General features: G+C 70.5%; 25 protein-coding genes and 1 pseudogene. 14 read left to right on the top strand and 12 right to left on the bottom strand.

All coding sequences use genetic code 11. The annotated features are described in order from the left end of the window. Positions 1-357, bottom strand: a pseudogene (locus ABN034_RS10915) (hypothetical protein); the annotation flags it as partial. Between the two features lie 290 nt (positions 358-647). Next, complete coding sequence (locus tag ABN034_RS10910; RefSeq protein ID WP_349690876.1) at positions 648-1,226, bottom strand: cob(I)yrinic acid a,c-diamide adenosyltransferase; 579 nt, start codon at positions 1,224-1,226, stop codon at positions 648-650. A gap of 149 nt (positions 1,227-1,375) precedes the next feature. Between ABN034_RS10910 and murA (ABN034_RS10905) the strand changes: the two genes are divergently transcribed. The 3 genes from murA (ABN034_RS10905) (at position 1,376) to ABN034_RS10895 (ending at position 6,618) form a co-directional block, all read left to right on the top strand. Next, complete coding sequence (murA, locus tag ABN034_RS10905) at positions 1,376-2,650, top strand: UDP-N-acetylglucosamine 1-carboxyvinyltransferase (RefSeq protein ID WP_349326029.1); 1,275 nt, start codon at positions 1,376-1,378, stop codon at positions 2,648-2,650. A gap of 135 nt (positions 2,651-2,785) precedes the next feature. Then, entirely contained in the window at positions 2,786-5,740 is a 2,955-nt protein-coding gene (locus ABN034_RS10900) for an alpha/beta fold hydrolase (RefSeq protein ID WP_349690875.1), read from the top strand. Then, positions 5,737-6,618, top strand: a complete 882-nt coding sequence (locus ABN034_RS10895; protein WP_349690874.1) for an ABC transporter permease — start codon at positions 5,737-5,739, stop codon at positions 6,616-6,618. Before ABN034_RS10900 ends, ABN034_RS10895 begins: the two co-directional genes overlap by 4 nt. A gap of 35 nt (positions 6,619-6,653) precedes the next feature. Here ABN034_RS10895 and murA (ABN034_RS10890) read toward each other — a convergent pair whose 3' ends face one another. Beyond that, positions 6,654-8,009 (bottom strand): UDP-N-acetylglucosamine 1-carboxyvinyltransferase, encoded by a 1,356-nt coding sequence (gene murA / locus ABN034_RS10890; protein ID WP_349690873.1) that lies wholly within the window; start codon positions 8,007-8,009, stop codon positions 6,654-6,656. A 161-nt stretch (positions 8,010-8,170) separates the two neighbouring features. Between murA (ABN034_RS10890) and ABN034_RS10885 the strand changes: the two genes are divergently transcribed. The 4 genes from ABN034_RS10885 (at position 8,171) to ABN034_RS10870 (ending at position 11,910) form a co-directional block, all read left to right on the top strand. Next, positions 8,171-9,034 carry a 3-hydroxyacyl-CoA dehydrogenase family protein gene (locus tag ABN034_RS10885; RefSeq protein WP_349690872.1) on the top strand — a complete coding sequence of 288 codons (864 nt, stop codon included), beginning with the start codon at positions 8,171-8,173 and terminating at the stop codon, positions 9,032-9,034. 149 nt (positions 9,035-9,183) lie between these two features. Further along, positions 9,184-10,767, top strand: coding sequence for a Na+/H+ antiporter (locus tag ABN034_RS10880; protein ID WP_349690871.1), 1,584 nt, complete (start codon positions 9,184-9,186; stop codon positions 10,765-10,767). Continuing rightward, complete coding sequence (locus tag ABN034_RS10875; protein ID WP_349690870.1) at positions 10,764-11,045, top strand: UBP-type zinc finger domain-containing protein; 282 nt, start codon at positions 10,764-10,766, stop codon at positions 11,043-11,045. Before ABN034_RS10880 ends, ABN034_RS10875 begins: the two co-directional genes overlap by 4 nt. A 133-nt stretch (positions 11,046-11,178) precedes the next feature. Then, positions 11,179-11,910 carry a GNAT family N-acetyltransferase gene (locus ABN034_RS10870; RefSeq protein ID WP_349690869.1) on the top strand — a complete coding sequence of 244 codons (732 nt, stop codon included), beginning with the start codon at positions 11,179-11,181 and terminating at the stop codon, positions 11,908-11,910. Positions 11,911-12,006: 96 nt separating this feature from the next. Here the strand turns inward: ABN034_RS10870 and ABN034_RS10865 are convergent, their stop codons facing one another. The 3 genes from ABN034_RS10865 to ABN034_RS10855 form a co-directional block, all read right to left on the bottom strand. Further along, positions 12,007-12,714 carry a DUF1707 SHOCT-like domain-containing protein gene (locus ABN034_RS10865; protein WP_349690868.1) on the bottom strand — a complete coding sequence of 236 codons (708 nt, stop codon included), beginning with the start codon at positions 12,712-12,714 and terminating at the stop codon, positions 12,007-12,009. A 140-nt stretch (positions 12,715-12,854) separates the two neighbouring features. Then, the gene (locus tag ABN034_RS10860) at positions 12,855-13,856 is read right to left on the bottom strand and encodes an FAD-dependent oxidoreductase (protein ID WP_349690867.1); all 1,002 of its coding nucleotides are present in this window, start codon (positions 13,854-13,856) and stop codon (positions 12,855-12,857) included. An 83-nt stretch (positions 13,857-13,939) separates the two neighbouring features. Next, positions 13,940-14,830, bottom strand: a complete 891-nt coding sequence (locus ABN034_RS10855) for a phytanoyl-CoA dioxygenase family protein (RefSeq protein WP_349690866.1) — start codon at positions 14,828-14,830, stop codon at positions 13,940-13,942. Between the two features lie 67 nt (positions 14,831-14,897). Between ABN034_RS10855 and ABN034_RS10850 the strand changes: the two genes are divergently transcribed. Then, the gene (locus tag ABN034_RS10850; RefSeq protein WP_349690865.1) at positions 14,898-15,842 is read left to right on the top strand and encodes a helix-turn-helix domain-containing protein; all 945 of its coding nucleotides are present in this window, start codon (positions 14,898-14,900) and stop codon (positions 15,840-15,842) included. Between the two features lie 208 nt (positions 15,843-16,050). On the opposite strand, the gene nucS is transcribed toward ABN034_RS10850, so the two are convergent. The 3 genes from nucS to ABN034_RS10835 form a co-directional block, all read right to left on the bottom strand. After that, positions 16,051-16,728 (bottom strand): endonuclease NucS, encoded by a 678-nt coding sequence (gene nucS / locus ABN034_RS10845; protein WP_349690864.1) that lies wholly within the window; start codon positions 16,726-16,728, stop codon positions 16,051-16,053. 66 nt (positions 16,729-16,794) lie between these two features. Continuing rightward, complete coding sequence (locus ABN034_RS10840) at positions 16,795-17,211, bottom strand: NUDIX domain-containing protein (RefSeq protein WP_349690863.1); 417 nt, start codon at positions 17,209-17,211, stop codon at positions 16,795-16,797. 235 nt (positions 17,212-17,446) lie between these two features. Beyond that, entirely contained in the window at positions 17,447-17,665 is a 219-nt protein-coding gene (locus ABN034_RS10835) for an FmdB family zinc ribbon protein (RefSeq protein ID WP_349690862.1), read from the bottom strand. A 178-nt stretch (positions 17,666-17,843) separates the two neighbouring features. On the opposite strand from ABN034_RS10835, the gene ABN034_RS10830 reads away from it, so the two are divergent. From ABN034_RS10830 to ABN034_RS10810, 5 genes are all read left to right on the top strand, one after another. Continuing rightward, positions 17,844-18,071 carry an Rv1322 family protein gene (locus tag ABN034_RS10830; protein WP_349326043.1) on the top strand — a complete coding sequence of 76 codons (228 nt, stop codon included), beginning with the start codon at positions 17,844-17,846 and terminating at the stop codon, positions 18,069-18,071. Positions 18,072-18,106: 35 nt separating this feature from the next. Next, the gene (locus ABN034_RS10825; protein ID WP_349690861.1) at positions 18,107-18,904 is read left to right on the top strand and encodes an alpha/beta hydrolase; all 798 of its coding nucleotides are present in this window, start codon (positions 18,107-18,109) and stop codon (positions 18,902-18,904) included. A 171-nt stretch (positions 18,905-19,075) separates the two neighbouring features. Further along, positions 19,076-19,750, top strand: coding sequence for a hypothetical protein (locus tag ABN034_RS10820; RefSeq protein ID WP_349690860.1), 675 nt, complete (start codon positions 19,076-19,078; stop codon positions 19,748-19,750). Between the two features lie 132 nt (positions 19,751-19,882). Beyond that, positions 19,883-21,046 carry a Gfo/Idh/MocA family protein gene (locus ABN034_RS10815; protein WP_349690859.1) on the top strand — a complete coding sequence of 388 codons (1,164 nt, stop codon included), beginning with the start codon at positions 19,883-19,885 and terminating at the stop codon, positions 21,044-21,046. Between the two features lie 116 nt (positions 21,047-21,162). Continuing rightward, positions 21,163-21,948, top strand: a complete 786-nt coding sequence (locus tag ABN034_RS10810) for a ThuA domain-containing protein (protein WP_349690858.1) — start codon at positions 21,163-21,165, stop codon at positions 21,946-21,948. Between the two features lie 205 nt (positions 21,949-22,153). Here ABN034_RS10810 and ABN034_RS10805 read toward each other — a convergent pair whose 3' ends face one another. From ABN034_RS10805 to mce, 3 genes are all read right to left on the bottom strand, one after another. Next, the gene (locus ABN034_RS10805; protein ID WP_349690857.1) at positions 22,154-23,395 is read right to left on the bottom strand and encodes an AI-2E family transporter; all 1,242 of its coding nucleotides are present in this window, start codon (positions 23,393-23,395) and stop codon (positions 22,154-22,156) included. 202 nt (positions 23,396-23,597) lie between these two features. Then, entirely contained in the window at positions 23,598-24,902 is a 1,305-nt protein-coding gene (locus ABN034_RS10800; protein WP_349690856.1) for a hypothetical protein, read from the bottom strand. Between the two features lie 248 nt (positions 24,903-25,150). Further along, positions 25,151-25,645: a methylmalonyl-CoA epimerase gene (mce, locus tag ABN034_RS10795; protein ID WP_349690855.1), complete on the bottom strand. Its 495-nt coding sequence runs from the start codon at positions 25,643-25,645 to the stop codon at positions 25,151-25,153. An 88-nt stretch (positions 25,646-25,733) separates the two neighbouring features. Here mce and ABN034_RS10790 point away from each other — a divergent pair, with 88 nt between their 5' ends. Beyond that, positions 25,734-26,924 (top strand): acetyl-CoA C-acetyltransferase, encoded by a 1,191-nt coding sequence (locus ABN034_RS10790; protein ID WP_349690854.1) that lies wholly within the window; start codon positions 25,734-25,736, stop codon positions 26,922-26,924. The last annotated feature ends 6 nt before the right edge of the window (positions 26,925-26,930 follow it).

The following is a 26,930-nucleotide window of genomic DNA, read 5'->3' as shown; positions in this document are numbered from 1 at the left end:
GGCCGGGTTGTCGGTGGGGCGGTAGGCCGGGTTGTCGGTGGGGCGGTAGGCCGGGTTGTCGGTGGGGCGGTAGGCCGGGTTGTCGGTGGGGCGGTAGGCCGGGTTGTCGGTGGGGCGGTAGGCCGGGTTGTCGGTGGGGCGGTAGGCCGGGCTGTCGGTGGGGCGGTAGGCCGGGCTGTCAGTCGGGTGGTACGCCGATTCGTCCGCAGTGCGGTTCGGCGGCTCGTCGGTCGCATCTGCGCCGAGCCACATCTCGGACGTGTCGGACAGGACTTCGCGGCCAATCGGCGCACGGTCCGACTGCTCCAGCCAGTTGGGGCTGGAGTGGCGCTCCTGCCGTGGCTGGCGTGCCGACATCGGCTGTTGGTCCTGTCCTGGACGTCTGCCGTCCACGTCAGCCTCTTTCGCATGCATCGACCGGCCACCTGCGCTGGCCGGAAAGGTCACACACTTGTGGTGCGTTTATGCGGATTCGCACCACTCGCCCCAGCACGACTGATCAACCTAGCGCCGAGACCAGTTGGATGGCGAGGTCCCCTTGGTAAAGAAATGCGCTCTGTCGTATTTCGCCAGTTATGAAATAGCGAGATATCGCCGCAAGTGGGACAAATTCGAAGGAGCTTGCGCGCGCTCACGCGTGGTGATCTTTATGCGTCGGGGCCGCCAGGCTCCCACAGGACGTCTCCCTCGGCACCGTTGGCCACCCGGGCGAGGACGAAGAGCAGGTCGGAGAGCCGGTTCAGGTACTTCGCCGCGACCGGGTTCATCGTCTCGCCATGGACGTCCAGTGCCGCCCAGGTCGTCCGTTCGGCACGCCGGGCGATCGTCCGCGCGTTGTGCAGCAGTGCCGCGCCGGGAGTCCCACCAGGCAGGACGAACGAACGCAGTGGCTCCACCCGGGCATTGAAGTCGTCGCACCAGGCTTCCAGGCGTTCGACGTAGGACTGGTTCACCCGCAGCGCGGGGTGCTCGGCGGGGGTGGGCGCCACGGGGTTGCCGAGGTCGGCCCCGACGTCGAAGAGATCGTTCTGTATCCGGACCAGCACGGCGCCGATCTCCGGACCGAGGGCGCCGAGAGCCAGTGCCATGCCGATGGCCGCGTTGGCCTCGTCGACGTCGGCGTAGGCCTGGAGCCGGCTGTCGGTCTTGGCGACCTGGGAGTTGTCGACCAGGCGGGTGGTGCCGTGGTCGCCGGTACGCGTGTAGATCCGGGTGAGCCTGACCATACCCGCAAGCCTAGGTCACGCCCGGGACGACGGTGGTGCCCTCGACACGCCGGGACCGCGCCGGGCACGGCGCACCGTCACAGCGCACCGGCACGTCAGGACAGGGGAACTGCCGACGGGCCGGACGCGGGCCTCATAGCATGCCTTGGGTGGAACGGTTACGGATCGAGGGTGGGGCCCACCTCACAGGCGAGCTCACCGTCGCGGGCGCGAAGAACAGCGCCCTCAAACTCATGGCCGCAGCCCTGCTCACCGAGGGGCAGACAGTCCTGTCGGGGGTGCCGGACATCCTCGACGTGCGCTACATGGCCGATCTGCTGGAACGCCTCGGGTGTCAGACGGCGACCGAGGCGGACACGTTGACCATCGACGTGCCCGCGTCGATCGACCACGAAGCCGACTATCAGCTCGTCCGCCGGCTCCGGGCGTCCATCACGGTGCTGGGTCCGCTGCTCGCACGGTGTGGCCGGGCCAAGGTCGCGCTCCCAGGCGGCGACAGCATCGGTTCCCGTGGGCTCGGCATGCATGTCTCAGGCCTGGCGAAGATGGGTGCCGACATCGACATCGAGCACGGCTATGTCGTCGCCAGCGCCCCGAACGGTCTGCGCGCGGGGGAGATCTTCCTCGACTTCCCGAGCGTCGGCGCCACCGAGAACCTCCTGCTCGCCGCGACGCTGGCGAAGGGGACGACGCTGATCGACAACGCCGCTCGCGAACCCGAGATCGTCGACATCGCCGAGATGCTGTCGCAGATGGGGGCGAAGATCGGCGGAATCGGCACGTCCACGCTCGAGGTCGACGGTCCGGCGACGCTGCATGCCGTCAAGCACACGGTCGTACCCGACCGGATGGTCGCGGGCACCTGGGCCATCGGAGCGGCCGTTGCCGGCGGTCAGGTGAGGGTGCGCAACGCGCTCGCCCACCATCTGGAGATCGTGCTGGACAAGCTGGTGGCCGCGGGCGCGGCGATCGAGGTCGGCCCCGACGAGTTCACGGTACGCATGGAGGGCCGGCCGCGCGCCGTCGACACCGTGACGCTGCCGTACCCCGGGTTCCCGACCGACCTGCAGGCGATGATGGTGACGCTCGCCTCGGTCAGCGAGGGGACCTCCATGGTGACGGAGAACCTCTTCGACGGGCGGTTCCGGTTCGTCCAGGAGCTGGCGCGGCTGGGTGCGGACGTACGTACTGACGGTCATCACGCCGTCATCCGTGGCAAGCCGATGCTCTCCGGTGCGCCGGTGGAGGCCACCGACATCCGGGCTGGTGCCGCGCTGGTCCTTGCCGGCCTGGTCGCCGACGGGGAGACGCTGGTGTCGGGGGTGCACCATCTCGACCGGGGCTATCCCGACCTGGCTGGCGTCCTCACGAGGCTCGGGGCGCGGGTCGTCCGGGAACCTGACGGCTTCGACCCGCCTGGGTAGTCGCCGCGAGACTCCCCGGCCCCAAGGGGTGCCGAGCGGGTCGAGAGACCGGGAGCGCGCGAATTCTGGTGAGAGGTCGTTTCGTCGCGGTCGAGTCGCACACTATGTAGTTGATTGTGTGCTTACCGTAGCCGGATGGCCGTAACCGACCGCGTCCGCCGGGCCGCCCTGGTGATCGTCCTCGCGACGGTGACGGGCCTGGTCGGCGCCCAGGCGTCGGCTGCCCCGTCAGCGCGTCAGGTCGCACGTGGCGGCACCACGGTCACGGATCTCATGATCGACGTACGAACCGGGCCGGACCGCGATCAGCGCGTCAGCCTGGACGCCCGGCTCTACCGCCCGGCGAGCGTGACGGCCGACCGGCCCGCGCCGGCGGTACTCCTCGCGCACGGCTTCGGCGGTACGAAGGAGAGCGTCGACGGCCAGGGACGACTTCTCGCCGGCCACGGCTACGTCGTCCTCACGTGGACGGCGCAGGGCTTCGGACGCTCAGGCGGCCGGATCCACCTCAACAGTCCCGACTACGAGGTGACCGATGCCCGTCAGCTCCTCGACTGGCTCGCCCGCCGGAAGGACGTACGCCAGGACGCGCCCGGCGACCCACGGGTAGGTGTCGTCGGATCGTCGTACGGCGGTGCGCTCGCTCTCCTCCTCGCCGGCCATGACCGGCGGGTGGACGCGATCGTGCCCCAGGCCACCTGGAACGACCTGGGCCGTGCCCTGTTCCCGGAGGCGAGCGGCGGCGGTCCCGCGCAGGGGGTGTTCAAGCGGGTGTGGGCCGGCTGGCTGTACGCGGCGGGCTTCGGCGGGCGCGGATCTCTCCCCGTACTCGCACCGGTTCCCGGCGACGACTCGTTGTCCCGACCGAGTGGGCTGCTGGCACTGGCGATGCCGGCCGACCAGGCCCGCGCGGGTCGCGCGGCCCCAGACCAGGTGCCAGATCACAGCAGGACACCGGCGCCAGCCGTGGGTGGGGCAGCGGTCGGGTGCGGCAGGTTCGCGGTCCCTGTATGCCGGATGTACCAGCGGGCGGCTGTCACCGGGCGCGCGGATCCCGCCACCGTTTCCCTGCTGGCCCGGTCGAGCCCCGCGAGCGTCGTCGAGCGGATCAGGGCGCCGACCCTGCTCGTCCAGGGCACGCAGGACACGTTGTTCCCCCTCGCCGAAGCCGACGCGAACGCCGTGGCCATCCGCTCGTCTCGTACGCCGGTCCGCGTGATGTGGTTCTCGGGCGGCCACGACGCGGGTGCGGGTTCCGCGCTCGACCAGACCCGGTTGCGCCGGTTGACCGTCCGCTGGCTCGACCATTTCCTGGGCGGCACCGCCGAGCACCGGGCTGGGAAGCGGCCGCGGAAGTCCTTCGCCTTCAGCCGGATCACCGGCATCGACTACGACGACTTCGCCGTACGTACGCTCGGCCTGTACGCCCCCGCCGGCTATCCGGGCATGGACGGCGACGCCCCCGCGCGGGAGGTGCGGCTCTCCGGGGAACCGGGACAGGTCGCCAACCCACCCGCCGGCATGCCGGCCGCAATGTCGTCGGTCCCCGGGCTCGGCGCCCTGAGCGGCGTGTCGTTGACCCGCGTCAGCCTCGACATGCCGGGGCAGTTCGTGTCCTACGACTCCGCCCTCCTCGACCAACCGGTCGACGTCACCGGAGCACCGACGGTGCGGATCCGCGCGGCGTCGTCCTCGGGCACGGCCGTGTTGTTCGCCAAGGTGTACGACGTGGCCTCGACCGGCGTCACCGAGTTGCCCGGGGGCGCGGTCGCTCCGGTCCGCCTCCACGATCTGCCCGCGACGCTCGACGCCGCCAGACCCGTCAAGGTGACCTTGCCGGGGCTGGTGCACCGCTTCCGGGCAGGGCATCGGATCCGCGTCACCCTCGCGACCTCCGACCAGGCGTACGCCGGTCCGGTCGAGCCGCAGACCTACGTCGCCGGCCTGGCGGGTAACTCGATCCGCCTGCCCCAGGTGGTCGCCCAGGGTGCCGAACGCACCGTCATGCCCTGGCTGGCCGCGGCCGGCGGGCTCGCCGCGACACTGCTGGTCGCCGCCCTGGTGACCTGGCTGCTGGTCAGGCGCCGCGACAGGAACCGCCCCGGCAGGTTCGACCCCGACCACGCCGAGACGCCGTTGGTCGTACGGGGCCTCACGAAGACCTTCGCCAAGGGCCAGGACGCCCTGCGGGGCGTGGATTTCACCGTACGAACCGGTGAGGTGGTCGGACTCCTCGGACCCAACGGTGCCGGCAAGACCACCTGCCTGCGCATCCTTACCGGCCTGGTCCGCCCCACGGCCGGACAGGTGCACGTCTTCGGCCACCTCCTCACGCCCGGCGCGTCCGTCCTGGCCCGGGTCGGCCTGCTGGTCGACGGGCCAGGCTTCCTGACGCACCTGTCCGGGCGTACGAACCTCGAGCTGTTCTGGGACGCGACCGGGCGGCCACGTGACGAGGCCCGCCTCGACGAGGTACTGGAGATCGCCGGCCTCGGCACCGCGATCGACCGCAGAGTGGGGGAGTACAGCCACGGGATGAGCCAGCGGCTGGCTGTTGCCCAGGCGATGCTCGGCATGCCGTCGCTGCTCATCCTCGACGAACCGACCGACGGCCTCGACCCGCCGCAGATCGCGGCCCTACGTCAGGTGCTCAGACGATACGCAGCGGGAGGCCGGGCGGTCCTGGTCTCGAGCCACCTGTTGGCCGAGGTCGAACGGACCTGCACGCACATCGTGGTCCTCCACCGTGGTCGCCGACTGGCTGCGGGCCCCGTGGGAGACGTCGTGGGCGACACGGCGTCGGTCGTCCTCGACGTGAACGACGTCGGCCGGGCCGAGTCGTTGCTCGCGGGCCTCGCGGTCAGGTCGGTGGCTCGGCGGAACGGTGGACTCGTGGTCGACTGCGACGGCGTATCCCGGTCCGAGCTCGTGCGCACCCTGGTGGTCGGCGGGGTCGGCGTCTGCGGGCTCGCACCCCGGATCCGGCTCGAAGACGCGTTCCTGACGATGGTGGGTGTCGACCACGACGGTCACGGGCAGGGTGGGAACGAACCGGACGGGCAGGGAAACAGAACAGGGGAGCCGCGATGAGTGAGTCCGCCCTCCCCGATGTCAGGGCGCTCGACGCACAGGTCGACGTGGCGTCGTTTCACCGCGCTCGCGCGAGCTTGACGGTCCGCACCGAGTTGCGGCGGCAGTTCTCCCTGCGCAGGACCCGGCTCGCGCTCGGACTCGTCGTCGTGCTGCCGGTGCTGCTCGTGGCGGCGTTCGAGTTCGGCGGCGACGAGGCGGGCGACCTCTGGTCGCTCGCGGCCCTCGCGACGTTCAGCGCCGCGAACTTCACTGTGTTCACTCTCGGCGCGTCGGCGGGGTTCCTGCTGATGGTGATCGTCGCCCTGGTGTGCGGCGACGCGGTGGCAGGCGATGCGAGCAACGGAAGCCTGCGGTACCTGCTGGCGCTTCCGGTGTCGAGGGGGCGCCTGCTGGGCGTCAAGCTCCTTGCGAGCCTGGCGACGTCGGCGGTCGCCCTGGTGGCCTTGACCGTGACCGCGCTCGGCGTGGGGGTGGCGGCGTTCGGCCGGGGTCCGCTGCGTACGCCTCGAGGCGACGCCCTGGCGCTGGCCGAGGCGGCGGCACGGATCGGCGGCATGGTGGCGTACGTGGCCGTGACGCTGCTCGTCGTCGCGGCGCTCGCGTTCTGGTTGTCGACGACCACGGACGCACCACTCGCGGCAGTGGGTGGAGCGGTCCTGGTGGTGATCGTGTCCACCATCCTCGACCAGGTGAGCGCACTGGGCGCCGTGCGTACGATGCTGCCGACGCACTACGCGGACTCCTGGCGCGGCCTGTTCGACGACCCGATGCAGCTGGAAGCCATGGCCAGAGGCTCGCTCGCCACGGTGATCTACGCGGGGTTCTTCCTTGCCTGTGCCTGGTGGACGTTCCTGCGCAAGGACGTACTGTCCTGAACGCGCGTCGGGCGGGCGGGTTCAGGACAGGGCCCTCAGCGGGCGGGCTCGACCTGGGCGCCCAGGTCCTCCAGCTTGGTGAGGAACGCCTCGTAGCCACGGGCGATGATCCCGACGCCGTGGACGGTCGAACGTCCCTGGGCGGCGAGTGCCGCAATGAGGTAGGAAAACCCGCCGCGCAGGTCCGGCACCCGCAGGTCGGCACCGTGCAGTGACGACGGACCGGAGATCACCGCCGAGTGCGAGAAGTTGCGGCGACCGAACCGGCACGGTGTCGCGCCCAGGCACTCGCTGTAGACCTGGATGTGGGCGCCCAGCCGGACCAGGGCGTCGGCGTACCCGAGGCGGTTCTCATAGACCGTCTCGTGCACGATCGACAACCCGGTCGCCTGCGTCAACGCGACGACGAGCGGCTGCTGCCAGTCGGTCATGAACCCCGGATGGACGTCGGTCTCCAGCGCCAGCGCGTCGAGCTTTCCACCCGGATGCCAGAACCGGATCCCGTCGGCCGTCACCTGGAAAGCCCCACCCACCCGGCGGTAGACGTTGAGGAACGTCATCAGGTCGACCTGCCGGGCGTTACGGACGAAGACCTCGCCGCCGGTCGCGAGCGCCGCGCAGGCCCAGGAGCCGGCTTCCATCCGGTCGGGCACGGCCTCGTGGATGTAGCCACCGAGGCGTTCGACACCGGTGATCCGGATGATCCGGTCGGTGTCGATCGAGATGATCGCGCCCATCTTCTGCAGGACGCAGATGAGGTCGATGATCTCCGGCTCGACGGCGGCGTTGCGGAGTTCGGTCACCCCCTGGGCGCGGACCGCGGTGAGCAGCACCTGTTCGGTCGTACCGACGCTGGGGTACGCGAGCTCGATCTTCGTACCCGTGAGGCCTCTCGGGGCGCTGATGTGCAGCCCTTCGGGACGCTTCTCCACCACCGCACCGAACTGCCGGAGCGCGTCGAGGTGGAAGTTGATCGGCCGGTCGCCGATCTTGCAGCCACCCAGGTCAGGGATGAACGCATGGCCCAACCGGTGCAGCAGCGGCCCGCAGAGCAGGATCGGGATCCGGCTCGCCCCGGCGTGCACCTCGATGTCGGGGAGGGCGGCCTGCTCCACCCGGGACGGGTCGAGGACGAGGGTGTCCGCCGCCTCACCGTCGGCCACGGTGACGCCGTGCAGCTCCAGCAGGTTGCGGACGATCTCGACGTCCCGGATCTGCGGAACGTTCGAGAGGACGGACGGATAGTCGCCGAGGACAGCGGCCACCATCGCCTTCGGCACGAGGTTTTTCGCTCCCCGGACGGCGACCTCGCCGACGAGCGGAGTTCCACCGGACACCACCAGGGTGTCGACGGTGCTGTGGTGACTCACGACCTCACTTCGTTCGCTCATGTGCATCCCTCCAAGTGCGTCAGCCCCCGCGCCCAGCTTGATGCCACACCAGTCTTCTGCGAGGTGTACGACCGTCGAGAATGGCCGCGCCTGCGAAACCACCTCGCAGCAGAAGCACGACATACCGTAACGGCTGTTCGGAATTTGCATAGGCTGCCCCCATGGCGGAACTCACTCCTCGGACACTCGCGGTGGTCGGCGCCGGCCTGATGGGATCGGGCATCGCGCAGGTCGCGGCGGCCGCCGGCTGGCAGGTCACGATGCGCGACGTCACCGACGAAGCCCTCAAACGCGGGGTCGACGGGATCCGCGCATCGCTCGGCAAGTTCGTCGAGAAGGGCCGGCTGAGCGCCCCTGACGCCGAGGCGGCGGTCGAGCGGATCACCACCACGACCGACCTCGACGCCGTGGGCGGCGCGTCGATCGTGGTCGAGGCCGTGTTCGAACGCATCGAGGTCAAGCAGGACGTGTTCCGCGAGCTCGACCGGATCTGCCCCGACGGCGCCGTCCTCGCGTCCAACACCTCGGCGATCCCGATCACCAAGATCGCGGCGGCGACGCAGCGGCCGGAGTCCGTCGTGGGCACGCACTTCTTCTCGCCGGTGCCGATGATGGCGCTGTGCGAGCTGGTCCGCGGGCACCGGACATCGGACGAGACGCTGGCACGGGCGCGGGCGTTCGCCGAGGCGGTCGGCAAGACGTGCGTGGTGGTGACGCGGGACGTGGCCGGTTTCGTGACCACCCGGCTGATCTCCGCGCTCGTCGTCGAGGCCGTACGCCTGGTGGAGTCCGGCGTCGCCACGGCCGAGGACATCGACACCGCCTGCAAACTCGGCTTCGGCCACGCTATGGGCCCGCTCGCGACCACCGACCTCACCGGTGTCGACGTCCTTCGCCATGCCACGCAGAACATCTGGGACGAGACGGCCGACCCGAAGTTCTTCCCGCCCGAGTTGCTCACCCGAATGGTCGAGGCGGGGGAACTCGGCCGCAAGTCCGGTCAAGGGTTCTATTCCTACGACTGACGTTCCTTCCCGTGGTGCCGAACCGCAAATGACCACGCCGGGCATGCCTGTGGTCGCCGAGCCAGGCATGGACACCTGGTCAGTCGTCCGTACGCATGGGCACCGTGGTCATTGTCCACGGGTTGGTAGACATGCCCTAGGCTCGACAGGTGACGGAGACGCTGCTCACCGCCGTCGTGCTGCTGGCCGTCGTCGGCCTGGTCTCCGGTCTTGCCAGGCGTCTCGGGTTGCTCGCCCCGTTCCTGTTGATGGTTGCCGGTATCGTTCTGTCCTTCCTGCCGGTCGGCCCGCGAGTCCGGCTCGAGCCCGACCTCGTCCTCGAGGGGATTCTGCCGCTGCTGCTCTACGCCGCGGCGATCCGCACCTCCGTGCCCGCCTTCACCAGACTGCTGCGCCCCATCGCTCTGCTGGCCTTCGGGCACGTGTGGTTCATCACCGTCGTGGTCGGCCTGGTGCTGCACGCCATGGTGCCGCAGATCCCGCTGGCGGCGGCGTTCGCTCTCGGGGCGATCGTGGCGCCGCCGGACGCGGTGGCGGCGACCGCGATCGCCCGACGGTTGGGACTCCCGCGCCGAGTCGTGGCCATCCTCGAAGGCGAGAGCCTCGTCAACGACGCGACCGCGCTCGTCACCCTCAGGGTGGCGATCGCCGCGGTGGCTGGTGGTGCGGCGGGCGTCGTGGCGATGACCTGGCGCCAGGCGGGCATCGAGTTCCTGGTGGCGGCCCTCGGCGGACTCCTGATCGGTGGGGCCGTCGGCGTGTTGGCGGCCTGGCTGCACAGTCGTACGGACGACCCGCTGCTCGACAACACCCTGTCGATCCTCACGCCGTTCGTGGCATTCGTACCGGCCTTCGCCGTCGACGCCTCGGGAGTGGTGGCCGTCGTCGTCTGCGGGCTCTACGTCGGGCACAAGCGCCCGGTCCTCATGGGTGCGGCGTCGCGCCTGCAGATGGACGCGTTCTGGCGGGTGACCCAGTTCCTGCTCGAGGGCGTCGTCTTCCTGCTCGTCGGTCTGCAGCTGCGCGACATCGTGGACGCCGTGTCGGAGTCCTGGCCGACTGTCGCCGCGGTGACGGCGGCGGTGGTGGGCACCGTTCTGGTGGGCCGTTTCGTCTGGGTCTTTCCTGGTGCGTACCTGCCGTTCCTGATCCCCCGGATCCGGCGCCGTGAGCAACCACCTCCGGTTGCGAACACCGCGGTGATCGCCTGGGCCGGCATGCGCGGCGTGGTGTCACTCGCGGCGGCGTTCAGCCTCCCGTTCGACTTCCCTTCACGTGACCTGCTCATCTGGATCACGTTCGTCGTCATCGCGGTGACGCTCATCGGCCAGGGCCTGACCATCCCGCTGGTGGCCCGGCTGCTGGGTGTGCGACGCGACGACCCCCAGGCCGACGTGCTCGCCGAGGCCGAGGTGCGCCAGGCTGCCCTGCGCGCCGCCCAACGTACCCTCGCCGAGCACCGCGGTAACGCGCCCGACCACGTGGTGGAGCGGTTGGACGCCTGGGCCGAGGCACGCGCCAACCAGGTGTGGGAGCGGCTGGGCGACCCGTCCCGCGAAGTGCCCGCGGAGGCGTTCCGGCGGTTGCGCCGCCGGATGATCGACGCCGAACGCCAGGTGTTCCTCGAGGCACGCAACGCGGGAAGGATCCCTGACGAGATACGCCGCCAGGTCGAGCTCGAGCAGGACCTGGAGGAACTGATGCTCCCGCGTGGCCGGAAGGACGACGAATGAACGGGTGCCCGCACCTTGCCGAAGCGCCGACCGAGGTGGGCGGCGATTCCGGCGTACGACCGAGCACGACGCAAGGGTGCGAGGACTGCCTTGCGCTGGGCCGGGACGACTGGGTCCACCTGCGGATCTGCCTGGCCTGTGGCCACGTCGCCTGCTGTGACTCCTCGCCGCTGCGCCATGCCTCGGCGCACTACGCCGCCGTGCACCATCCGGTGATCCGTTCGTTCGAGCCGGGGGAGAACTGGCGCTGGTGCTTCGTCGACGAACGCATCGGTTAGCGCCACCGGTCTCGGGAGCTATCTTCTCCTCAGGCTAGGGGACGTCCGCTCGGACCCGCCGTCGGCGGGTCGGTGGCCGCAGAAGGTGGGGAGCCGTCATGCATCTGTGGCACACCGGCGCGGTGGGGTCGCGATGACCGACGTCGCCGACCTGCTGGCGCGCGCCGAGGCCGCGCGCGCGGTGCTTGGCCCCACGGCGGGAGCCGACTCGGCCGTGGTGGAGGGCATCCCGTGCGTGAGCTACCGCGTCGACCAGCCGTGGGCGTGCCAGGCCAAGGCCATGGTCCCGCCGACGTCAGCCGCCCTTGACGCGGCGACCGGCTGGCTGGAGGCGCGCGCGGTCACCGCTCGCCAGTGGACGGTCATGACCCGGCAACGCCACGTCGGCGCTCCGGTCTTCTCGGCGGCTGGCCTGTCGCCGTGGCTCACGCTGCCGATCCTCGCGCTCGGCCGCGCGGACCTGCTGGAGCGCATCGCCGCCGTGGACGGCCTCGACGTCGGTCCGGCGTCGGGTGCGGCCGAGTTCCTGGCCGTCTACGGCGAGGGACTCGCTCCGCTGATCACGCCTGGCGTCCTGGCCGACCCGGCGCATCACCACTTCGTCGGCCGGGTCGACGGCCAGCCAGTGGCCTGTGTCCAGGTGCGGGAGGTGGCGAACACCGCGTACATCTCGGGTGTGACGGTCATCCCGGCGTGCCGCGGCAGAGGCATCGGGACTGCGATCTCGGTGGCGGCGACCCGGTTCGCCCTCGCCAGCCATCCACGGGTCGTGTGGCTTGCCGCCGAGTCGCACCTGCACCCGATGTACGCACGGCTCGGGTTCGGCCAGGTCGGAGTCCATGTGCTGCTCCGCCCCGGTGACTGAACCCGGGTCCTGCGAAACGCCGGTGGGCCGGGGACGAGGTGGATGGAGCGGCAGCGTCTGCCTGCGAGCGAGTGGGTGAAGGAGGCGCTCGTGGTGTCAGCGGCCGCGTTCGAGCTGGCGTGCTGCCCGGCGGGCCTCCTTGAGCGACTTGCCCTTGGCCTCGGCCGGCAGCCGCCACACGTCGATTCCACCCATCAGGGAGTACGCACGGATCCGGATGACCGGTGCTCCGGGACGGGCGGGGCGGCGGCTGCCGCGTTCGTCGTTGCCGCCCATCAGTGCGAAACCTTCGACGATCACCTCGACACTGTCGGGGACGTAGATGTCGGTCCCGCCCATCACGGCGAACGCGTTGATGAGTACCTCGTCGCCGTCGATCTCGGCGTCGCGCAGGTCCACGGTGTCGCCGCCCATGACGGCGATCGAGTGCACCGTGCCGCTCAGCCGGAACCGCCCCCGCCGGTTGGAGCCACCCATGATCGCGACGAACCAGCGGGTGACGCGGCGACGCGGTCGTTCGACGGCGTGCCGGTCGACAGTCGGCCGGTCGACAGTCGGCTGGTCGGCGGTCGGCTGGTCGGGCATGTCCCGGGTGAGGGCGTCGAGTTCGCTGCGGGTCTTGGCGTCGTAGGCCTTCTGGGCGCGTTCCTCCAGCTCGGCAAGGGTGAGCCGGCCGACGGCGGCATGCTCGCTCAGCAGTTCGACCACGCGGTCGCGCTCGGCGTCGGAGGCGCGGAGCGCGGAAGTGTCGGGGGGCTCGCTGGCCGGTGGCGGGTGGGCGGGAAGGCGTTCGCCGTCGTCCACGGCGGCTCCTTTCGTACCGTGGCCCGGATGACCAGGTCCGGGGGTTGCCTGACCCGAGGTTTCCCCTGAAACAGGGCGTCGAGCACACCGTAGCCGCAGGATCGGCGTCCGGTTACATGAGGCGGTCGGCGTTCGCAGCATCAGGTCGGCGCGCGTGCGCGGACCCGCTCGACCACCTCGTCGGCGCAGCCCCACGACAGGGTGACACCGGCTCCGCCGTGGCCGTAGCAGTGCACGACGAGCCGGCCACCGGGGAGGTGCAGGGGCTCCAGACGGACGTTCGGTCGGGCCGGTCGCAGCCCGACCCGGTGCCGGAGTACGCGCGCCTTCGCCAGGACGGGAACGAGGGCCCGCGCCTGGGTGAGCAGCTCGCGGGCGGTCTCCTCGCGCGGGCGGGCCTCCCAGTCACCAGGCTCCGCCGTGCCGCCGACCACGATGTCGTGCAGCCGCGGAACGACATAGATGGGGCGTGAAGGGGTGTTCTCGGCGATCAACCATTCGGTGAGGCCGACCTGTTCGAGGACGCAGACCTGGCCGCGGACCGGGGTCACCGTGTCGTCGTCGGCCAGCAGGCGAGCGCCGAGGCCCGCGCAGTCGACGACGATCGGGGCGGTGTTGGGCAGTCCGGCGAGTGCGTGCCGGGTGACGGTGCCGCCGAGCGCGTCGAGGCGCCCGGTGAGCCACGGCAGATAGACGCTCATGTCGACGACCGGCGTCGCGAACTCCCAGCCGCCCGAGTATCCCGCCGGCGGTGCGCTCACCGGGCGGAGATCGGGGACCGCTGAGCTCCACCAGGGCGGCTCGCCGGGGGTGCGGAGAAGCTCACGACCGGTCCGCATGCGTACCCCGGCGGCCGGTGTGGCCTCGGCGATCCGGGCGAATTCGTCGTACGACGTCGCGCCCCACCCGGTCACGCGGTCCAGCGGGAACGCGCGGTACGGGTACCACAGCGCTGCCGCGACGGCGGAGGTCGTCTCGAGGGGGAGATCGCGGGCGACGACGTTGACCTCGTATCCCGCCTCCGCGAGCCGCACCGCGCAGGTGAGTCCGATGACGCCGGCGCCGACGACGAGCACCCGTGGCCGCGACGGCACGTCGACAGGCGCGGGGTCTGGCACGGAGACCGGGCTGTTCGACGTCACGGCTCCACGCTAGCGATCCCTGGGCAACGCCGCCGGTGGCCGCGACAGGACCTCACAGCTCGCCGTCGACGTGCGCGTGCCGGTCAGTGGGGTCCGGCCACCAGGTCCTCGGTGCCGCACGGGCCGCCGCCGACACTTTCGGCCAGCTCGACCGGGGCGCCGTCCATGGTGAGGGTCTTGTAGTGCCGCGAGATCCGGTCGCAGGACTCCCGCCCGACGTAATGACAGATGAACGAACGCCGGAACCGGTCGGTCGTGGCGTTGGGCCCGGATCCGTGCACGAGGCTGCCGTTGAAGAACAGCATGTCGCCCGGCTCCATGTCGACAGGCACCGGCGCGAGCCCCGGCGGCGGAGGCACGTACTCCCGGGTGAAGGACACGTCCATGTCCGCGTCCTCGGGGCAGAACACGTCCATCAGGTGCGTACCCGGAACGACCTCCAGCCCACCGTTGGCCCGGTCGATGACGTCGCAGGCCAACCATGCGGCGACGCAGGTGCCCGGCTCGACCCGCAGGTAGAAGTTGTCCTGGTGAAGTGCCTGGCCGCGGGCGCCCGGCGGCTTGAAGTAGAACATGCTCTGGGCGGCCAGTGGCTCCTCGCCGAGCAGCTCGGTGAGGATGCTGCGTACGCGGGAGTCGAGCAGGTAACGCAGCGCCAAAGCGTTGAACTGGTGCGGGTGCATGACCCGGGGAAACCTGCGGAGCACGTCGGTCGGGCCGTCCGGGTTCGACGTCGCCGGTTCGAAGTGGCCCGGCACCGGCCCAGCGGCATGGATCGCCATGAACTCGTCGCGGATCTCCCCGACCTCCGCAGCGGTGAACAGGCCCTTGATGACGGCGAACCCGTCCGTGGCGAACCGCGCGCGATCCTCCGCACTGAGGACGTCCGACGCGACCGGGGTCGACGTGCCCGGCGGGGTCGTCGACCCGCCCGGCGGGATCGCCGTCGATACGCTCTGCTGGGTGGATGTCATGCGACCTCCTCGGTGCGCGGACCTTTGACGACTACCTCGACGTTACGGCGAGTGCTGCCATAAGGGGATGCCCGTGGACGCTGCGGAGCTGTCTGATTCTGCTGAGGAGTCAGGTGGTACGCCCGCACCGCCGGCCGAACTGGTCCTCGCGGGGCGGTTCGACGTCGGCCCGGACTACGCGGTCCACCGGGCCCGCGGCGCGGAGAGCACGCTGCTGGCCTGGACCATGGACGGAGCGGGTCACTTCGAACAGGGCGGCGTCGAGGTCACCGCCGTACGCGGCGACCTCGTCGTGCTCGGTCCTCGGGTCGCACACTCCTATGCGGTGGCACCCGGCGCGCGCCGGTGGTCGTTCTGGTGGGTCCACTACCCGGCGCGGGTGACGTGGCCGTCGTGGCTGGAGCCGTACGCGGTGGGGGAGCAGGTCTTTTTGGTGGCCGGCGTACCGGCAGTCGTCCGAGACCGGATCGACGCCGCGTTCCGGCGGCTGCATGCCGACGCCCGCTGGTCCGGGCATGGCCCGCCACCCGTGGCCGCCACCGCCGAGGGGCGGACCGTACCGCCCGCGGTCGCAGCGGGCACGCCGGCCCGCGAGCTCGTCCTCGGCAGGGTCGAGGAGGTGCTGGTTCTCGCCACGACAGCGACCGGATCAGCGCTTGGCGAACGCCACGGCGGGCCCTTGAGCGGCGAGGTCGACCCGCGGGTCACCCAGGTCGAGGCGCTGGTCGTGGCTGATCCCGCGGCACCCCACACCGTGGGCTCGTTGGCCGACCATGTGGCGCTGTCGCCGTCGCGGCTCGCCCATCTGTTCTCGCAGCAGACCGGTCGTACGCCGATGCAGGCCGTCCGCGACGCCAGGCTGCGCCACGCGGCTCGGCTGCTGGAGCGGACCGACCTGCCGGTGGCGAGCATCGCGGCCGCGTCGGGGTTCGTGAGCGCGTTCCACTTCAGCCGGGTGTTCCGGGCCAGGTTCGGGGCGCCACCGAAGGACTACCGCACTGGCGTCCGCTGAGGCTCGGTCCGGCTCGGGCGGGTTTCGCGTTCGTCGGGTGTCTGGATGAGCGGACCCTTCCTACGAGCGCCCCTTGGATGAGGGCGCCCCTTCCAACGGGCCTATAGGCGGAGGGGTCCCCTCATCGAGAAACCGTCTGGATGAGGGGACCCCTCCACCAAAGTCAGCCCCGGTCGATGAACGACCCTCGCCGTCGGGCGGTGGCGGGTCAGAACAGGCGCATGGAGGGGTCGTCGAGGCCGCGCAGCGCGTCGTAGTCGACCGTGACACAGTCGATTCCACGGTCGCCCGCGAGGACCCGCGCCTGCGGCTTGATCTCCTGCGCGGCGAAGACCCCCCGGACAGGAGCCAACAGCGGATCGCGGTTGAGCAGTTCGAGGTAGCGGGTGAGCTGTTCCACGCCGTCGATCTCGCCCCGCCGCTTCACCTCGACGGCGACCGCGGCCCCGCCGGAGTCCCGGCACAGCAGGTCGACCGGTCCGATCGCGGTGGGGAACTCGCGGCGGACGAGGCTCCAGCCATCGCCGAGCGTCCCCGGATGTTCGGCGAGGAGCTCCTGCAGGTGGGCCTCGACGCCGTCCTTCTGCAGGCCGGGGTCGACACCGAGGTCGTGCCGGGAGTCGTGCAGCACCTCGTCGATCGTGATGACCAACTGACCGCCGTCCTTGCCGGTGACCGTCCAGCGGTCCGGTTCGCCGTCCTCGCCGGGCTGCTCCTGGAGTGTGCACGGCGGGCTCATCCAGTTCAGCGGTTTGTACGCCCGGTCATCGTTGTGGATCGACACCGAACCGTCGGCCTTGATGAGGATGAGTCGGGTGGCGCGCGGAAGATGGGCGGTCAGGCGGCCGGCGTAGTCGACCTGGCACGAACAGATGACGAGACGCACGGCCGATCACACTATCGGGCGTACGACCGGACGCCGTGAGCCCGGCCCGTGTCGCGGTTGCGTGGCTCAGGCGATCCGGCCGAGGAGCGCGACCAGCGGACCGGCGATGTCGAGGCCGTCGAACTCGGCGACGTCGAGCCACAGAGGTTCGTAGGTGCCCCTGGCGGCGCGTTCCTCCGGCGGCAGGACGGCGAGGTCCGGCCACGTACCCGTGCCGAACTCACCGCCGGTGATGCGCGCGCGGTAGAAGAGGAACCGCTCCCCGTTCCTGTCCTCCTCGGCGAGCAACTCCTCGCACGCCACCTCGACCCCCAACTCCTCCATCGCCTCGCGCTCGCCCGCCTCCACGAAGGTCTCGCCGGGCTCGACGCCGCCGCCGGGCATCACGTAGTACGTGTGGCCAGCGCGTCGGCGGCGGATCAGGGCGACGCGGCCTTCCGCGACGATGACGAGGCGTACGCGGGCAGGTCGAGGTTCGGCCATGGCGGCCGAGCGTATCGACGACGGAGTGTCGTAGGTACAGAGGCAGAAGGAGGAACTCGCCCGCAAGATCGCTGGGCGTTCGCCTCGGCCGCGCCCCGGAGGGGAGTACGCACGGGTGCCACTGGTCACGTCATCGTGACGTGTCTCGTCGACGTGCGGGGAACGGCTCGACGACCCCGATCCGGGCGTACGGGCTCTCGACGGAGCAGTGGCAGGTGGCGGTGGGGCGAGGCGGTCAGCCGCAGCCGCACGCACCGCCGCAGCAACCGCCACCTCCACCGGCCGGACCCGCGGCGGCACCGGTCGAGCGGCCGCCGAGTGCAACGGTCGACAGCAGCTTCACGGTGTCGTCATGGCCCTGGGGGCACGGTGCGGGCGACCCCGCCTCGCTCATGGGGCGGGTCTGCTCGAACGTGGCGCCGCAGCTGCGGCAGCGGTACTCATAGCGGGGCACGCGACCAGCGTAGATGACGGCGCCCCCAACGGCCCGCCTGACGGGCGTCCGTACCTGGCCCAGCGGGCGCCGGTCAACAGTTGGACGGGACAATGATCGGGTGGCTCGCCGTCGTCCTCGCCGTGGTTCCAGAGGGCCGGACCCGTCGCCGCGCCCACCCCGTGGTGGTCATGAGCGGGTGGAGGAGTGGCCGGACGGGGAGTGGGTCGTACGCCAGATCACCGGTGCCACGAGCTCCAAGCCCTACCGCTGTCCGGGCTGCGACCAGCTGATCCTGCCGGCGACCCCCCACGTCGTGGCGTGGCCGGTCGACCCTCGCTCGTTCACCGGTCCCGGCCTCGACGAACGCAGGCACTGGCATACGGCCTGCTGGCGCGCCCGCGACCGCCGTCGCCGCCGCCGGTAGGGGCGTGTCGCGCCGGGCCGGGCACAATCGGTGGGGTGAGCACCGAGCAGATCCGGGCAAGCAGCGTCCTACCGGCCAAGCGCACACCTCTCACGCTCGAGACCGCCGACGGGCTGAAGCTGGTCGGCGAGCTGGCCGAGCCGCTGGACCGGCCCACAGTCGCCACCCTCGTCTGTGTCCACCCTCTCCCGACCCACGGCGGGATGATGGACAGCCACGTGATCCGCAAGGCGTCGTACCGCCTGCCGGCTCTGGCCGGGATCGCGGTCCTGCGTTTCAACACCCGCGGGACGGCGAGCGTCCAAGGGCGTAGCGAGGGGGAGTTCGACAACGGGCGCGGTGAGGGGCTCGACGTGGCGGCGGCGCTGGAGTACGCCGAGTTCGCCGAACTGCCCCGTATCTGGCTGCTCGGCTGGTCGTTCGGTACCGATCTTGTCCTGATGTACGGATGCGATCCCGAGGTCGAGGGCGCGGTCCTGCTCTCACCGTCGCTACGGTTCGCCGGCACAGAGCATCTCGCTGCCTGGGCGGAGTCGGGTAAGCCGGTCGCCGCGCTGGTCCCCGAGCTGGACGACTACCTCAGGCCGGCGGAGGCGCGGGAGCGGTTCGCCGCGATCCCCCAGGCCGAGGTGGTGGCGATGGACGGGGTCAAGCACCTGTGGGTCGGAGCGGCCGAACGTGCCCTGGACGAGATCGTGGCACGGATCTCGCCGTCCGCCGGGCCGCTGCCGACGACGTGGGACGGACCGATGGAGTGGGCCGACACCAGCGCGTACGCCGACAAGACGGTCGCGGCGTACTCCCATGTCCCCATGCCGGAACGCGAGGCGTAGCCGAGGGAGCCGGTGCCGGAACGCGAGGCTGGAGCACCGTCGCCGGACGCGAGGCTGGAGCACCGTCGCCGACCGCGAGACAGGAAGCGCTGGCGCGCGGGACCGCGGAACCCGGTGGCATGCCGCGGTGTAGTCCGTACGTCCCGTGGGTTCGCACGTCGAGGGGGTCTCATGACGCGACGCTTCTGGCTGGTCACCGTGGTGGCGGCGCCGGTCCTGCTCGTGGCCGGCATGCTCGGCCTTGCTTCGCCTTCCTACGCCAAGGGGATGACCAACCTGACCATCTCCGGTCCTGGCCTCCACGAGCCCATCACGGTGGGCCCCGACACCTCCGAACCGCCTTTCATCCATGATCTCTTCGCCGAAAGCGGGGCCGCGTTGGACACGGGCGAAGGGCTTGTCCGGCGCGATCGCGAGGCTCCCGCTGGGGAGCTTGGTCCGCGGTACACCATGATCTACTCCGCACCGGGGACGCAGCTGGTCCAGGACGCCTACCCGTTCGCCGCGGCGGGGCCGATGACCTACACGCCGCCCGGCCAGGTCGTGTGGGGGACCACTGCTGTGGCGTCGGGTTGGTGCATGGTGCCCGAGCTCCTTCGTACGAACCTCGTGGCGCTCGGGGTGCCGCGCCCGACAGCATCAGCCGATCCGGCTGCTGCCACAGCGGTGCCGCGACCTGTCGCGAAGGTTTCGCAGCGAGCCGACGTGGGCTCTGGGTCGGCAGGCACGGATGGCAGCGCATCGACGTTGCCGTGGTGGTTCGCCGCGATCGGGCTCGCGACGGCCGCCGGCTTCGGCAGCGGCACGCTGGTGGCCCGCCGGTCCGCGACCCGACGGCCGCACTGAAGGCGGGCCGCGGCGTTCCCGGCACGGTCGCGGATCGGGCATGATCGACCGCGGACCTGGCCGGGGTTGGCCAGAAGGGCCAGCGCCTGCGCCGCCCGAAAGTGTCGGAAGTCCTCCCTACACTGAGTAGCGATGAGCGAGAATTTATCGGCGGCTGCCTCCAAGGCGGCCGCCCATTCTGAGTCCACCCGTACCGAACCCGTGGTCCCCGAACCCGTCCAACCTCTGAGGGTGGGCGTCATCGGTCTCGGGTTCGCCGGACAGGCCGCCCTCAAGGGCTACAAGGAACTGCCCGACGTCGACGTGATCGGCCTCGCCGGGCTGGAGGCCGACCGGCTCGCAGAGCTCGGCAAGGAACACGCCATTCCTTACCTCTACGAGCGCTGGCAGGATCTGCTCGAACGGGACGACCTCGACGCCGTGAGCGTCGCCACCCCCACCCAGCTGCACGCCCCGATCGCGATCGCGGCGCTGGAAGGCGGCCGGCACGTCCTGAGCGAGAAGCCGCTGGCGCGTTCCGGCGACGAGGCGCAGCGGATCACCGAGGCGGCGATCAAGGCCGGCCGCGTGCTGAAGGTGGTGTTCAACCACCGCAAGCGCGGCGACGTCACCGTGCTCAAGCGGCACATCGACGACGGCCAGCTCGGTCGGGTCTACTACGCCAAGACCCACTGGATGCGGCGGAACGGCATCCCGGGTCTCGGCAGCTGGTTCACCAACCGTGAGATGGCCGGCGGTGGGCCGCTCATCGATCTCGGTGTCCACATGCTCGACATGGCGATGTACCTGCTGGGCGAGCCGAAGGTCCTGAGCGTCAGCGCGTCCACGTTCGCCGAGCTCGGGCCCCGCGGCCTGGGCGGCTCGGCCTGGTCGACGAAGGTCGGCGTCGGGTCGGCGTACGAGGTCGAGGACCTCGCCACGGCCTACCTCCGCCTCGACGGCGGGGGAGTGCTGGCACTCGAGACCAGCTGGGCGACGTTCCGGCAGTCGGGCGACCACTTCGGCGTGACGCTCTACGGCACCGACGGTGGCGCCGAGATCGCCGTCCCCAACTACGCCGTCGAGGACACACTCCGCATCTACACCGACGTGGGCGGGGCCGCGGCCGAGATCCGGCCGGAAGTGCGACGCGGTGAGGGCCACCGGGCCGTCGTCCGCGAGTTCGTCGAGACCATCCACGGCGGTGACTGGTCCGCGCACGTGGGCCGCGACGGCCTGGCGCGGGCGCGCATCATCGACGCCTGCTACCAGTCGGCGCTGGAGGGCCGAGAGGTGCCGGTCCTCGACCTGCTCTGACAGGTCATGATGGACCCTGGCCGCGAAACGTCAGGGTCAGTCCACAGTCCAATGGTCCCGCGATCCACCTGCAGAGCGGACCAACCTACCTGCCTTGAAGCGCGAGGGAGCAACACATGAGCGCGTCCCCCATCCGGGTCACAGTCTGGGGCGAGAACGTCCACGAGCAACGGGACGCATCCGTCAAGGAGATCTACCCCGACGGCATGCACGCGGCGATCGCCGCCGGCATCAGGGCCAACCTCGGTGACGGTGCGGTCGTACGCACGGCGACCCTGCAGGAGCCGCAGCACGGACTCACCGACGAGGTCCTCGCCGAGACCGATGTCCTCACCTGGTGGGGACACGCAGCCCATGGCGAGGTCTCCGACGAGGTGGTCGACCGGGTGCAGCAGCAGGTGCTCTCCGGCATGGGCCTGCTCGTCCTGCACTCGGCCCACTTCTCGAAGATCTTCCGCAAGCTCATGGGTACCAGCTGCGTACTCGACTGGCGCAGCGAGAACGACCGTGAGCTGGTCTGGACGGTGGCGCCGCACCACCCGATCGCGGCGGGTATCCCCAGCCCGATCATCATCCCGGCGCAGGAGATGTACGGCGAACACTTCGACATCCCGCAGCCGGACGAGTTGATCTTCATCAGTTCGTTCAGTGGCGGCGAGGTCTTCCGTAGCGGCTGTGCCTATCGCCGGGGACACGGGCGAGTGTTCTACTTCAGTCCTGGCGACCAGGAGTACCCCGTCTACCACCACCCGGACGTCCTCAAGGTGATCGCCAACGCTGTGGCGTGGGCCGCGCCGACGGAGCCGGAGCGTCGGACGCCGAGCGTGTCGCGGCGCCCGACCGGGTGGTACGAGACCGGGGAGACGCTCTCCACGGCTGACCCGCGCCTGGCCCAGTCCTGATGTCCCGTGCTGGTCGGTGAATGACCACGCTGAGCAGGCGTTCGGCACCCGGAACGGGTGTCGACGCCTCTTTGGCGAACACGGGCATGCTCAGCGTGGTCATTCAACCGCCGCGGGCATGCTCAGCGTGGTCATTTGCCGCCGGCGGGCGGGGACGCAGCGGGCGGGGACGCAGCGGGCGGGGACGCGGCGCGCTGGGCTGGTGTCAGGCGTCTTCGAGCCGTGGGTGGATCACTTCACGGATGAGCAGCAGGATCGCGGCCGCTGTGGGTACGGCCAGTAGTGCTCCGACGATTCCCAGCAGCGAGCCGCCCACCATCGCGGCGATGACGATCACGGTGCCGGGTACGTTGACCGACTTCTGCATCACCCGCGGGTAGATCACGTAGTTCTCGATCTGCTGGTAGATGACGAAGTAGATCAGGCAGGCGACACCGATCCGCCAGTCGATCAGCAGCCCGACCGACGTTGCCACCACGGCGGAGATGGCGCCACCGATGAGCGGGATCAGGCCGAGGACGGCGACCACGATCGCGAGCGCGAGCGCGTACTCCCGTAGCTCGGAGAACATGAAGAAGATGAACGCCGACATCGCGGCGATGGCAGCGACTCCGATCTGGCCACCGACGTAGCTGCCCACCCGGTCGAGCATCTCATCGCCCAGCTGGGTGACTCTGGTGCGGCGCGACCGCGGGAAGAACTTGTACAACGTGCTCTTGGTCGCGGGCAGTGACCCGAGGAAGTACAGCGTGAGCACCAGCACGGTGAAGCCGGAGAAGAGCGTGCTGAACACGATCTTCCCAGCGCCGAGCACCCCACCGAAGAGGCGTTCCGCGAGACCTCCGCTGGTGATGTAGTCCTCGACCCGCTTGGTGATCTCGTACTCCTCGTCGAGCCGCCGGAGATTGTCGTCGGTTTGCAGCTGTTCGAGCCAGTCCGGCACCTGGTTGACGAGGGCGGTGACCTGTTCGGTGACGACCGGGATGATCGCCAGCCCGATGAGCCCGAAGATCATCGCGACGCCGACGAAGACTGCCGCGACGGCGAGCCCGCGTCGTACCCTCCGGCGGACGAACCACTCGACCACCGGGTTGAGTCCGACGGCGAGATACATCGACACCACGAGCAGAAGAATGACGCTGCGCGCGGAGGCGAGCATGCCGGCGAGCTGCCAGGCGAGCAGAGCGCCGAGGGCGCCGAAGAAACCGATGTAGAACGGCGAATGGCGGCTGAGCCGAGCCCCGGGCAGTCCGAGGGAAGACGTGGGTCCCCCGGTGCTGGAGGCCGATGCACCGCCCTGCGCGGGCGCCGTCCCGGTCCGACCCTCGTCCGCTGCACCCGTCGGCGGGCGGCCCGAGGGTCCGGTCGCTGGGTCCTGGGTGGTGGGTCCCGGCGCCGAATCCAAATCCGCCGGATCTGCGGCCGCCGACTCGGGGGTCGGGTGCACGGAACCACCATTGCTGGTCTCTGTCGGGGCCGATCCTGGCGCCGCGTCCTGCGGAGGTGGCGCCATCACGTGCCCGTCACCCATACCGCCTGCCCAGCCACTGCGAGCCACCTCTCACACCGACGTCCGTGACGGGTCTCACCGTACGGCGACTACCGCCGATGGCGGCAGCCGGGTGCGACCGACGGTCCTGGTGTGGCCTTCAGCGGGCCCGCTGGTTGCTGGCGCCGGACTGGGGCCGGTCTGGCCCGCTGCCACCGGAGGGCTTTCTGGTCGACGGCTGCGAGGGTCCGGACTTCTTCGAGTCGGGGGGAGTGCCACCACCCGGGCGGGACGGGTGGTCGGCGGATGCCGCTGACCGTGCCGCGCCGGCTCCCGCGCCCGCCGCGCCGCTCGGGGCCTGCGGGCTCGACGGCGGTCCGTTGGTCGGGGCACCGATGGGGCCGGTCGGCGCGCCAGGACGGGCGGGGCCCATTCCCATGGCGCGCTGCTGGTCGGGTACGCCGGTGATGACGCTCACGTGGTCACGCAACCGGGTCAGGCTTTCGATCAGGTCGTCGCGCTGGCGGCGCAGGCTGGCGATCTGTCGTTCGGTCGCCGCGGCGTCCTCGCGGGACCTCGCGTCGGCCTCGCGGGTGATCCGTTCGGCTTCGGCGCGGGCTTCCTTGCGGATCTGCTCGGCGTCACGGCGCGAGCGCGAGAGGACCTGGGTCACCCGGTCGTTCGCCTTGCGCAGGCGCTCCTCGGTGCTCTGGTCGCTCTCCTGGGCGCGCTTCTCGGCATCGCGAAGGATCTGCTCGGCGTGGGACCTGAGACGTTCGGCCTCGGCGGTCGCGTTGGTGTGCAGGGTGGCGGCCTCGCGCTGGGCCTTCTCCAGGATTCCCGCCACGGTGCTGCGCCGCTCGGCCACCTCGCGCTCGGCGGCCGCGAGCATCGCCGAGACTTCGTGCTCGGTGCTCTGGCGCTTGGTCTTGAGCTTCTGCTCCAGCTCCCGCAGCTGCCGGGTGGCGGTCTCGCTCGCCTGCGACAGGATGTCCTCGCGACGCTTCTGTGCCGCCTTGATGATCCGGTCGGCTTCTTCCTCGACGGCGTTGCGGATCTTCTCCGACTCGTCGGTGGCACGGCGCCGGGTCTCCGCCGCCGTGCGCTCGGCGTCGTCGCCGAGTCGGCGGACATCGCTCTGGGCGGAGGCGCGAACCTCCGCCGCCTTCTCCTCGGCGCGGGTCTCGACGTCGATGGCCTGCTCTTCGGACAGCCGCAGGATTTCCTGGGCGCGCCGGCCCAGCTTGGCCCAGGTGGGCTCGCCAGCCGCCTCGAGGGCACGCTGGGTGGCTACCAGGTCGCGGTGCAGCTCACCGATGTTGCGGTCACGCTCGTCAAGCCTCGACTCGAGCATGCCCACACAAGTGTCTACCTCTTGCCGGTCATACCCGAGGAGGACGGTCGTGAAGGTGCCGACGGCACTACCCGTGTCCAGCAGGTCAAGGCCCTCGTCGGGTTCAGACATCTGCTCTCCTCACCGCCTCGGCCAATCTCCCCATGGTGCCCGTCTTCACGCTATGTCGCCAGCTCGGGGCGGTGGGGTGCCGACATCGGTCCGCCAGGTCACCAACTGAGAAAGTTGGCCAATCCCGACGTGCCCCGGCCAGCCCCATGCGCTCCACGTCCAACCTTGGCATGTCGCGCTCGCTCGCGGGGAGCCACCGCGGCGGATTCTCATTTTTCTCCTCGGACCGGCAGTGCGTGCTGGGTGTGTCACCTGGACGGACCCGAGGACGCGTCGGGGTGTTCGACGAGTTCGACCAGGACCCCTCCGGCGGTCTTAGGGTGGACGAAATTCACCCGCGATCCCCAGGTGCCGGCGTGTGACCGCTCGTAGAGGGTGTCCACGCCACGCTCCCGCAGGGTCGTGGTGGCGGCCTCCACGTCGTCGACCGTGTAGGCGATCTGGTGGAGCCCTTCGCCGCGGGACGCCAGAAATCTGGCTACCGGCGACTCCTCGTCCAGCGGAGCGATCAGCTGCAGGAGCGGTCCCGACTCGCCGACCTCGAGCATCGCCTCGCGGACGTGCTCGTCGGCGTTCGTCTCGATGTGGACGACACGCATACCGAACTTCTCCGCGTACCACTCGATCGCGGCGTCCAGGTCGTGGACCGCGATGCCGATGTGGTCGATGGAACGGAACACCGCAGGTGCCGGCTCGGGGACTCCGGTCGGGGCGGCTGCCGGGTCTGGGTACTTCTCAGGCATGGCCCCATCCTCTCCGTCACTGCCGACTCCATGCCCCTCGGCTCGCGCCCACCTGCCGACGGCGGCGCTCACGCGTAGGGTTGAGAGGGTGAGAACGGTCATCGTCGGGGGCGCGCGCACCCCCATCGGCCGGCTGGCCGGTGCGCTCAAGGACTTCTCCGCCGTCGATCTCGGCGGCATCGCGATCAAGGCCGCCCTGGACCGCAGTGGGGTCACACCCAGGCAGGTGCAGTACGTCATCATGGGCCACGTCCTGCAGGCCGGGACGGGGCAGATCACCGCACGTCAGGCGGCCGTCAAGGCCGGCATCCCGATGACCGTCCCCGCGCTGACGGTCAACAAGGTGTGCCTGTCGGGTCTGGACGCGATCGCTCTTGCCGACCAGCTCATCCGCGCCGGTGAGTTCGAGGTGGTGGTGGCCGGCGGAATGGAGTCGATGACCAACGCACCTCACCTGCTCCCCGACTCGCGCCGCGGTGTCCGCTACGGCGACGCGACGCTCGTCGACTCGATGGTCCTCGACGGGTTGTGGGACGCATTCACCGACGTGGCCATGGGCGAGCTGACCGAGACGCACAACGCCAAGCGCGGGCTCGGCCGGGAGGAGCAGGACGTCTACGCCGCCCGGTCCCACCAGCGGGCGGCGGCGGCCCGCAAGGACGGCGTGTACGACGACGAGATCGCGCCCGTCGAGGTTCCCCAGCGCAGGGGCGAACCCCTGGTCGTCGCCGAGGACGAGGGAATTCGACCCGACACCACCGCCGACCGGCTCGCCGGCCTCACACCGGCCTTCGGTCCCGACGGCACGATCACGGCCGGTTCGTCGTCCCAGATCTCCGACGGCGGATGCGCCGTGGTGGTCGCGAGCAAGGAGGCCGCGGAGCGGCTCGGCCTCGCGTGGATCGCCGAGATCGGCGCGCACGGCGTCGTGGCGGGGCCCGACTCGTCTCTGCAGTCCCAGCCCGCCAACGCGATCCGTGCCGCCTGTGAGAAGGAGGGCATCGACCCTACGGCGCTGGACCTCGTGGAGATCAACGAGGCGTTCGCGTCCGTCGCGGTCGCGTCCATCCGCGAGCTGGGTCTCGACGAGGAGAAGGCCAACGTCCACGGTGGAGCGATCGCGGTCGGCCATCCGCTCGGCATGTCGGGGGCTCGCATCGTCCTCCACCTCGCCCTCGAGCTCCGTCGCCGGGGCGGAGGCGTCGGCTGCGCGGCGCTGTGCGGAGGCGGGGGGCAGGGTGACGCCCTCGTCGTACGGGTGCCGGCGGCCGGCGAGTGACGGTCC

It is taken from the genome of Actinopolymorpha sp. B11F2 (genome assembly GCF_040195635.1).
GTDB lineage: Bacteria > Actinomycetota > Actinomycetes > Propionibacteriales > Actinopolymorphaceae > Thermasporomyces.
Note: the sequence above shows the minus strand (reverse complement) of the source record. Positions and strands in the feature narration are given on the sequence as shown.

Coding starts and splice junctions, on each gene's coding strand:
- ABN034_RS10910 (WP_349690876.1), bottom strand. CDS start 1,226: ATGGTCAGGCTCACCCGGATCTACACGCGTACCGGCGACCACGGCACC.
- ABN034_RS10900 (WP_349690875.1), top strand. CDS start 2,786: ATGGCCGTAACCGACCGCGTCCGCCGGGCCGCCCTGGTGATCGTCCTC.
- ABN034_RS10895 (WP_349690874.1), top strand. CDS start 5,737: ATGAGTGAGTCCGCCCTCCCCGATGTCAGGGCGCTCGACGCACAGGTC.
- murA (WP_349690873.1), bottom strand. CDS start 8,009: ATGAGCGAACGAAGTGAGGTCGTGAGTCACCACAGCACCGTCGACACC.
- ABN034_RS10885 (WP_349690872.1), top strand. CDS start 8,171: ATGGCGGAACTCACTCCTCGGACACTCGCGGTGGTCGGCGCCGGCCTG.
- ABN034_RS10875 (WP_349690870.1), top strand. CDS start 10,764: ATGAACGGGTGCCCGCACCTTGCCGAAGCGCCGACCGAGGTGGGCGGC.
- ABN034_RS10870 (WP_349690869.1), top strand. CDS start 11,179: ATGACCGACGTCGCCGACCTGCTGGCGCGCGCCGAGGCCGCGCGCGCG.
- ABN034_RS10855 (WP_349690866.1), bottom strand. CDS start 14,830: ATGACATCCACCCAGCAGAGCGTATCGACGGCGATCCCGCCGGGCGGG.
- ABN034_RS10850 (WP_349690865.1), top strand. CDS start 14,898: ATGCCCGTGGACGCTGCGGAGCTGTCTGATTCTGCTGAGGAGTCAGGT.
- ABN034_RS10840 (WP_349690863.1), bottom strand. CDS start 17,211: ATGGCCGAACCTCGACCTGCCCGCGTACGCCTCGTCATCGTCGCGGAA.
- ABN034_RS10820 (WP_349690860.1), top strand. CDS start 19,076: ATGACGCGACGCTTCTGGCTGGTCACCGTGGTGGCGGCGCCGGTCCTG.
- ABN034_RS10815 (WP_349690859.1), top strand. CDS start 19,883: ATGAGCGAGAATTTATCGGCGGCTGCCTCCAAGGCGGCCGCCCATTCT.
- ABN034_RS10810 (WP_349690858.1), top strand. CDS start 21,163: ATGAGCGCGTCCCCCATCCGGGTCACAGTCTGGGGCGAGAACGTCCAC.
- ABN034_RS10800 (WP_349690856.1), bottom strand. CDS start 24,902: ATGTCTGAACCCGACGAGGGCCTTGACCTGCTGGACACGGGTAGTGCC.
- mce (WP_349690855.1), bottom strand. CDS start 25,645: ATGCCTGAGAAGTACCCAGACCCGGCAGCCGCCCCGACCGGAGTCCCC.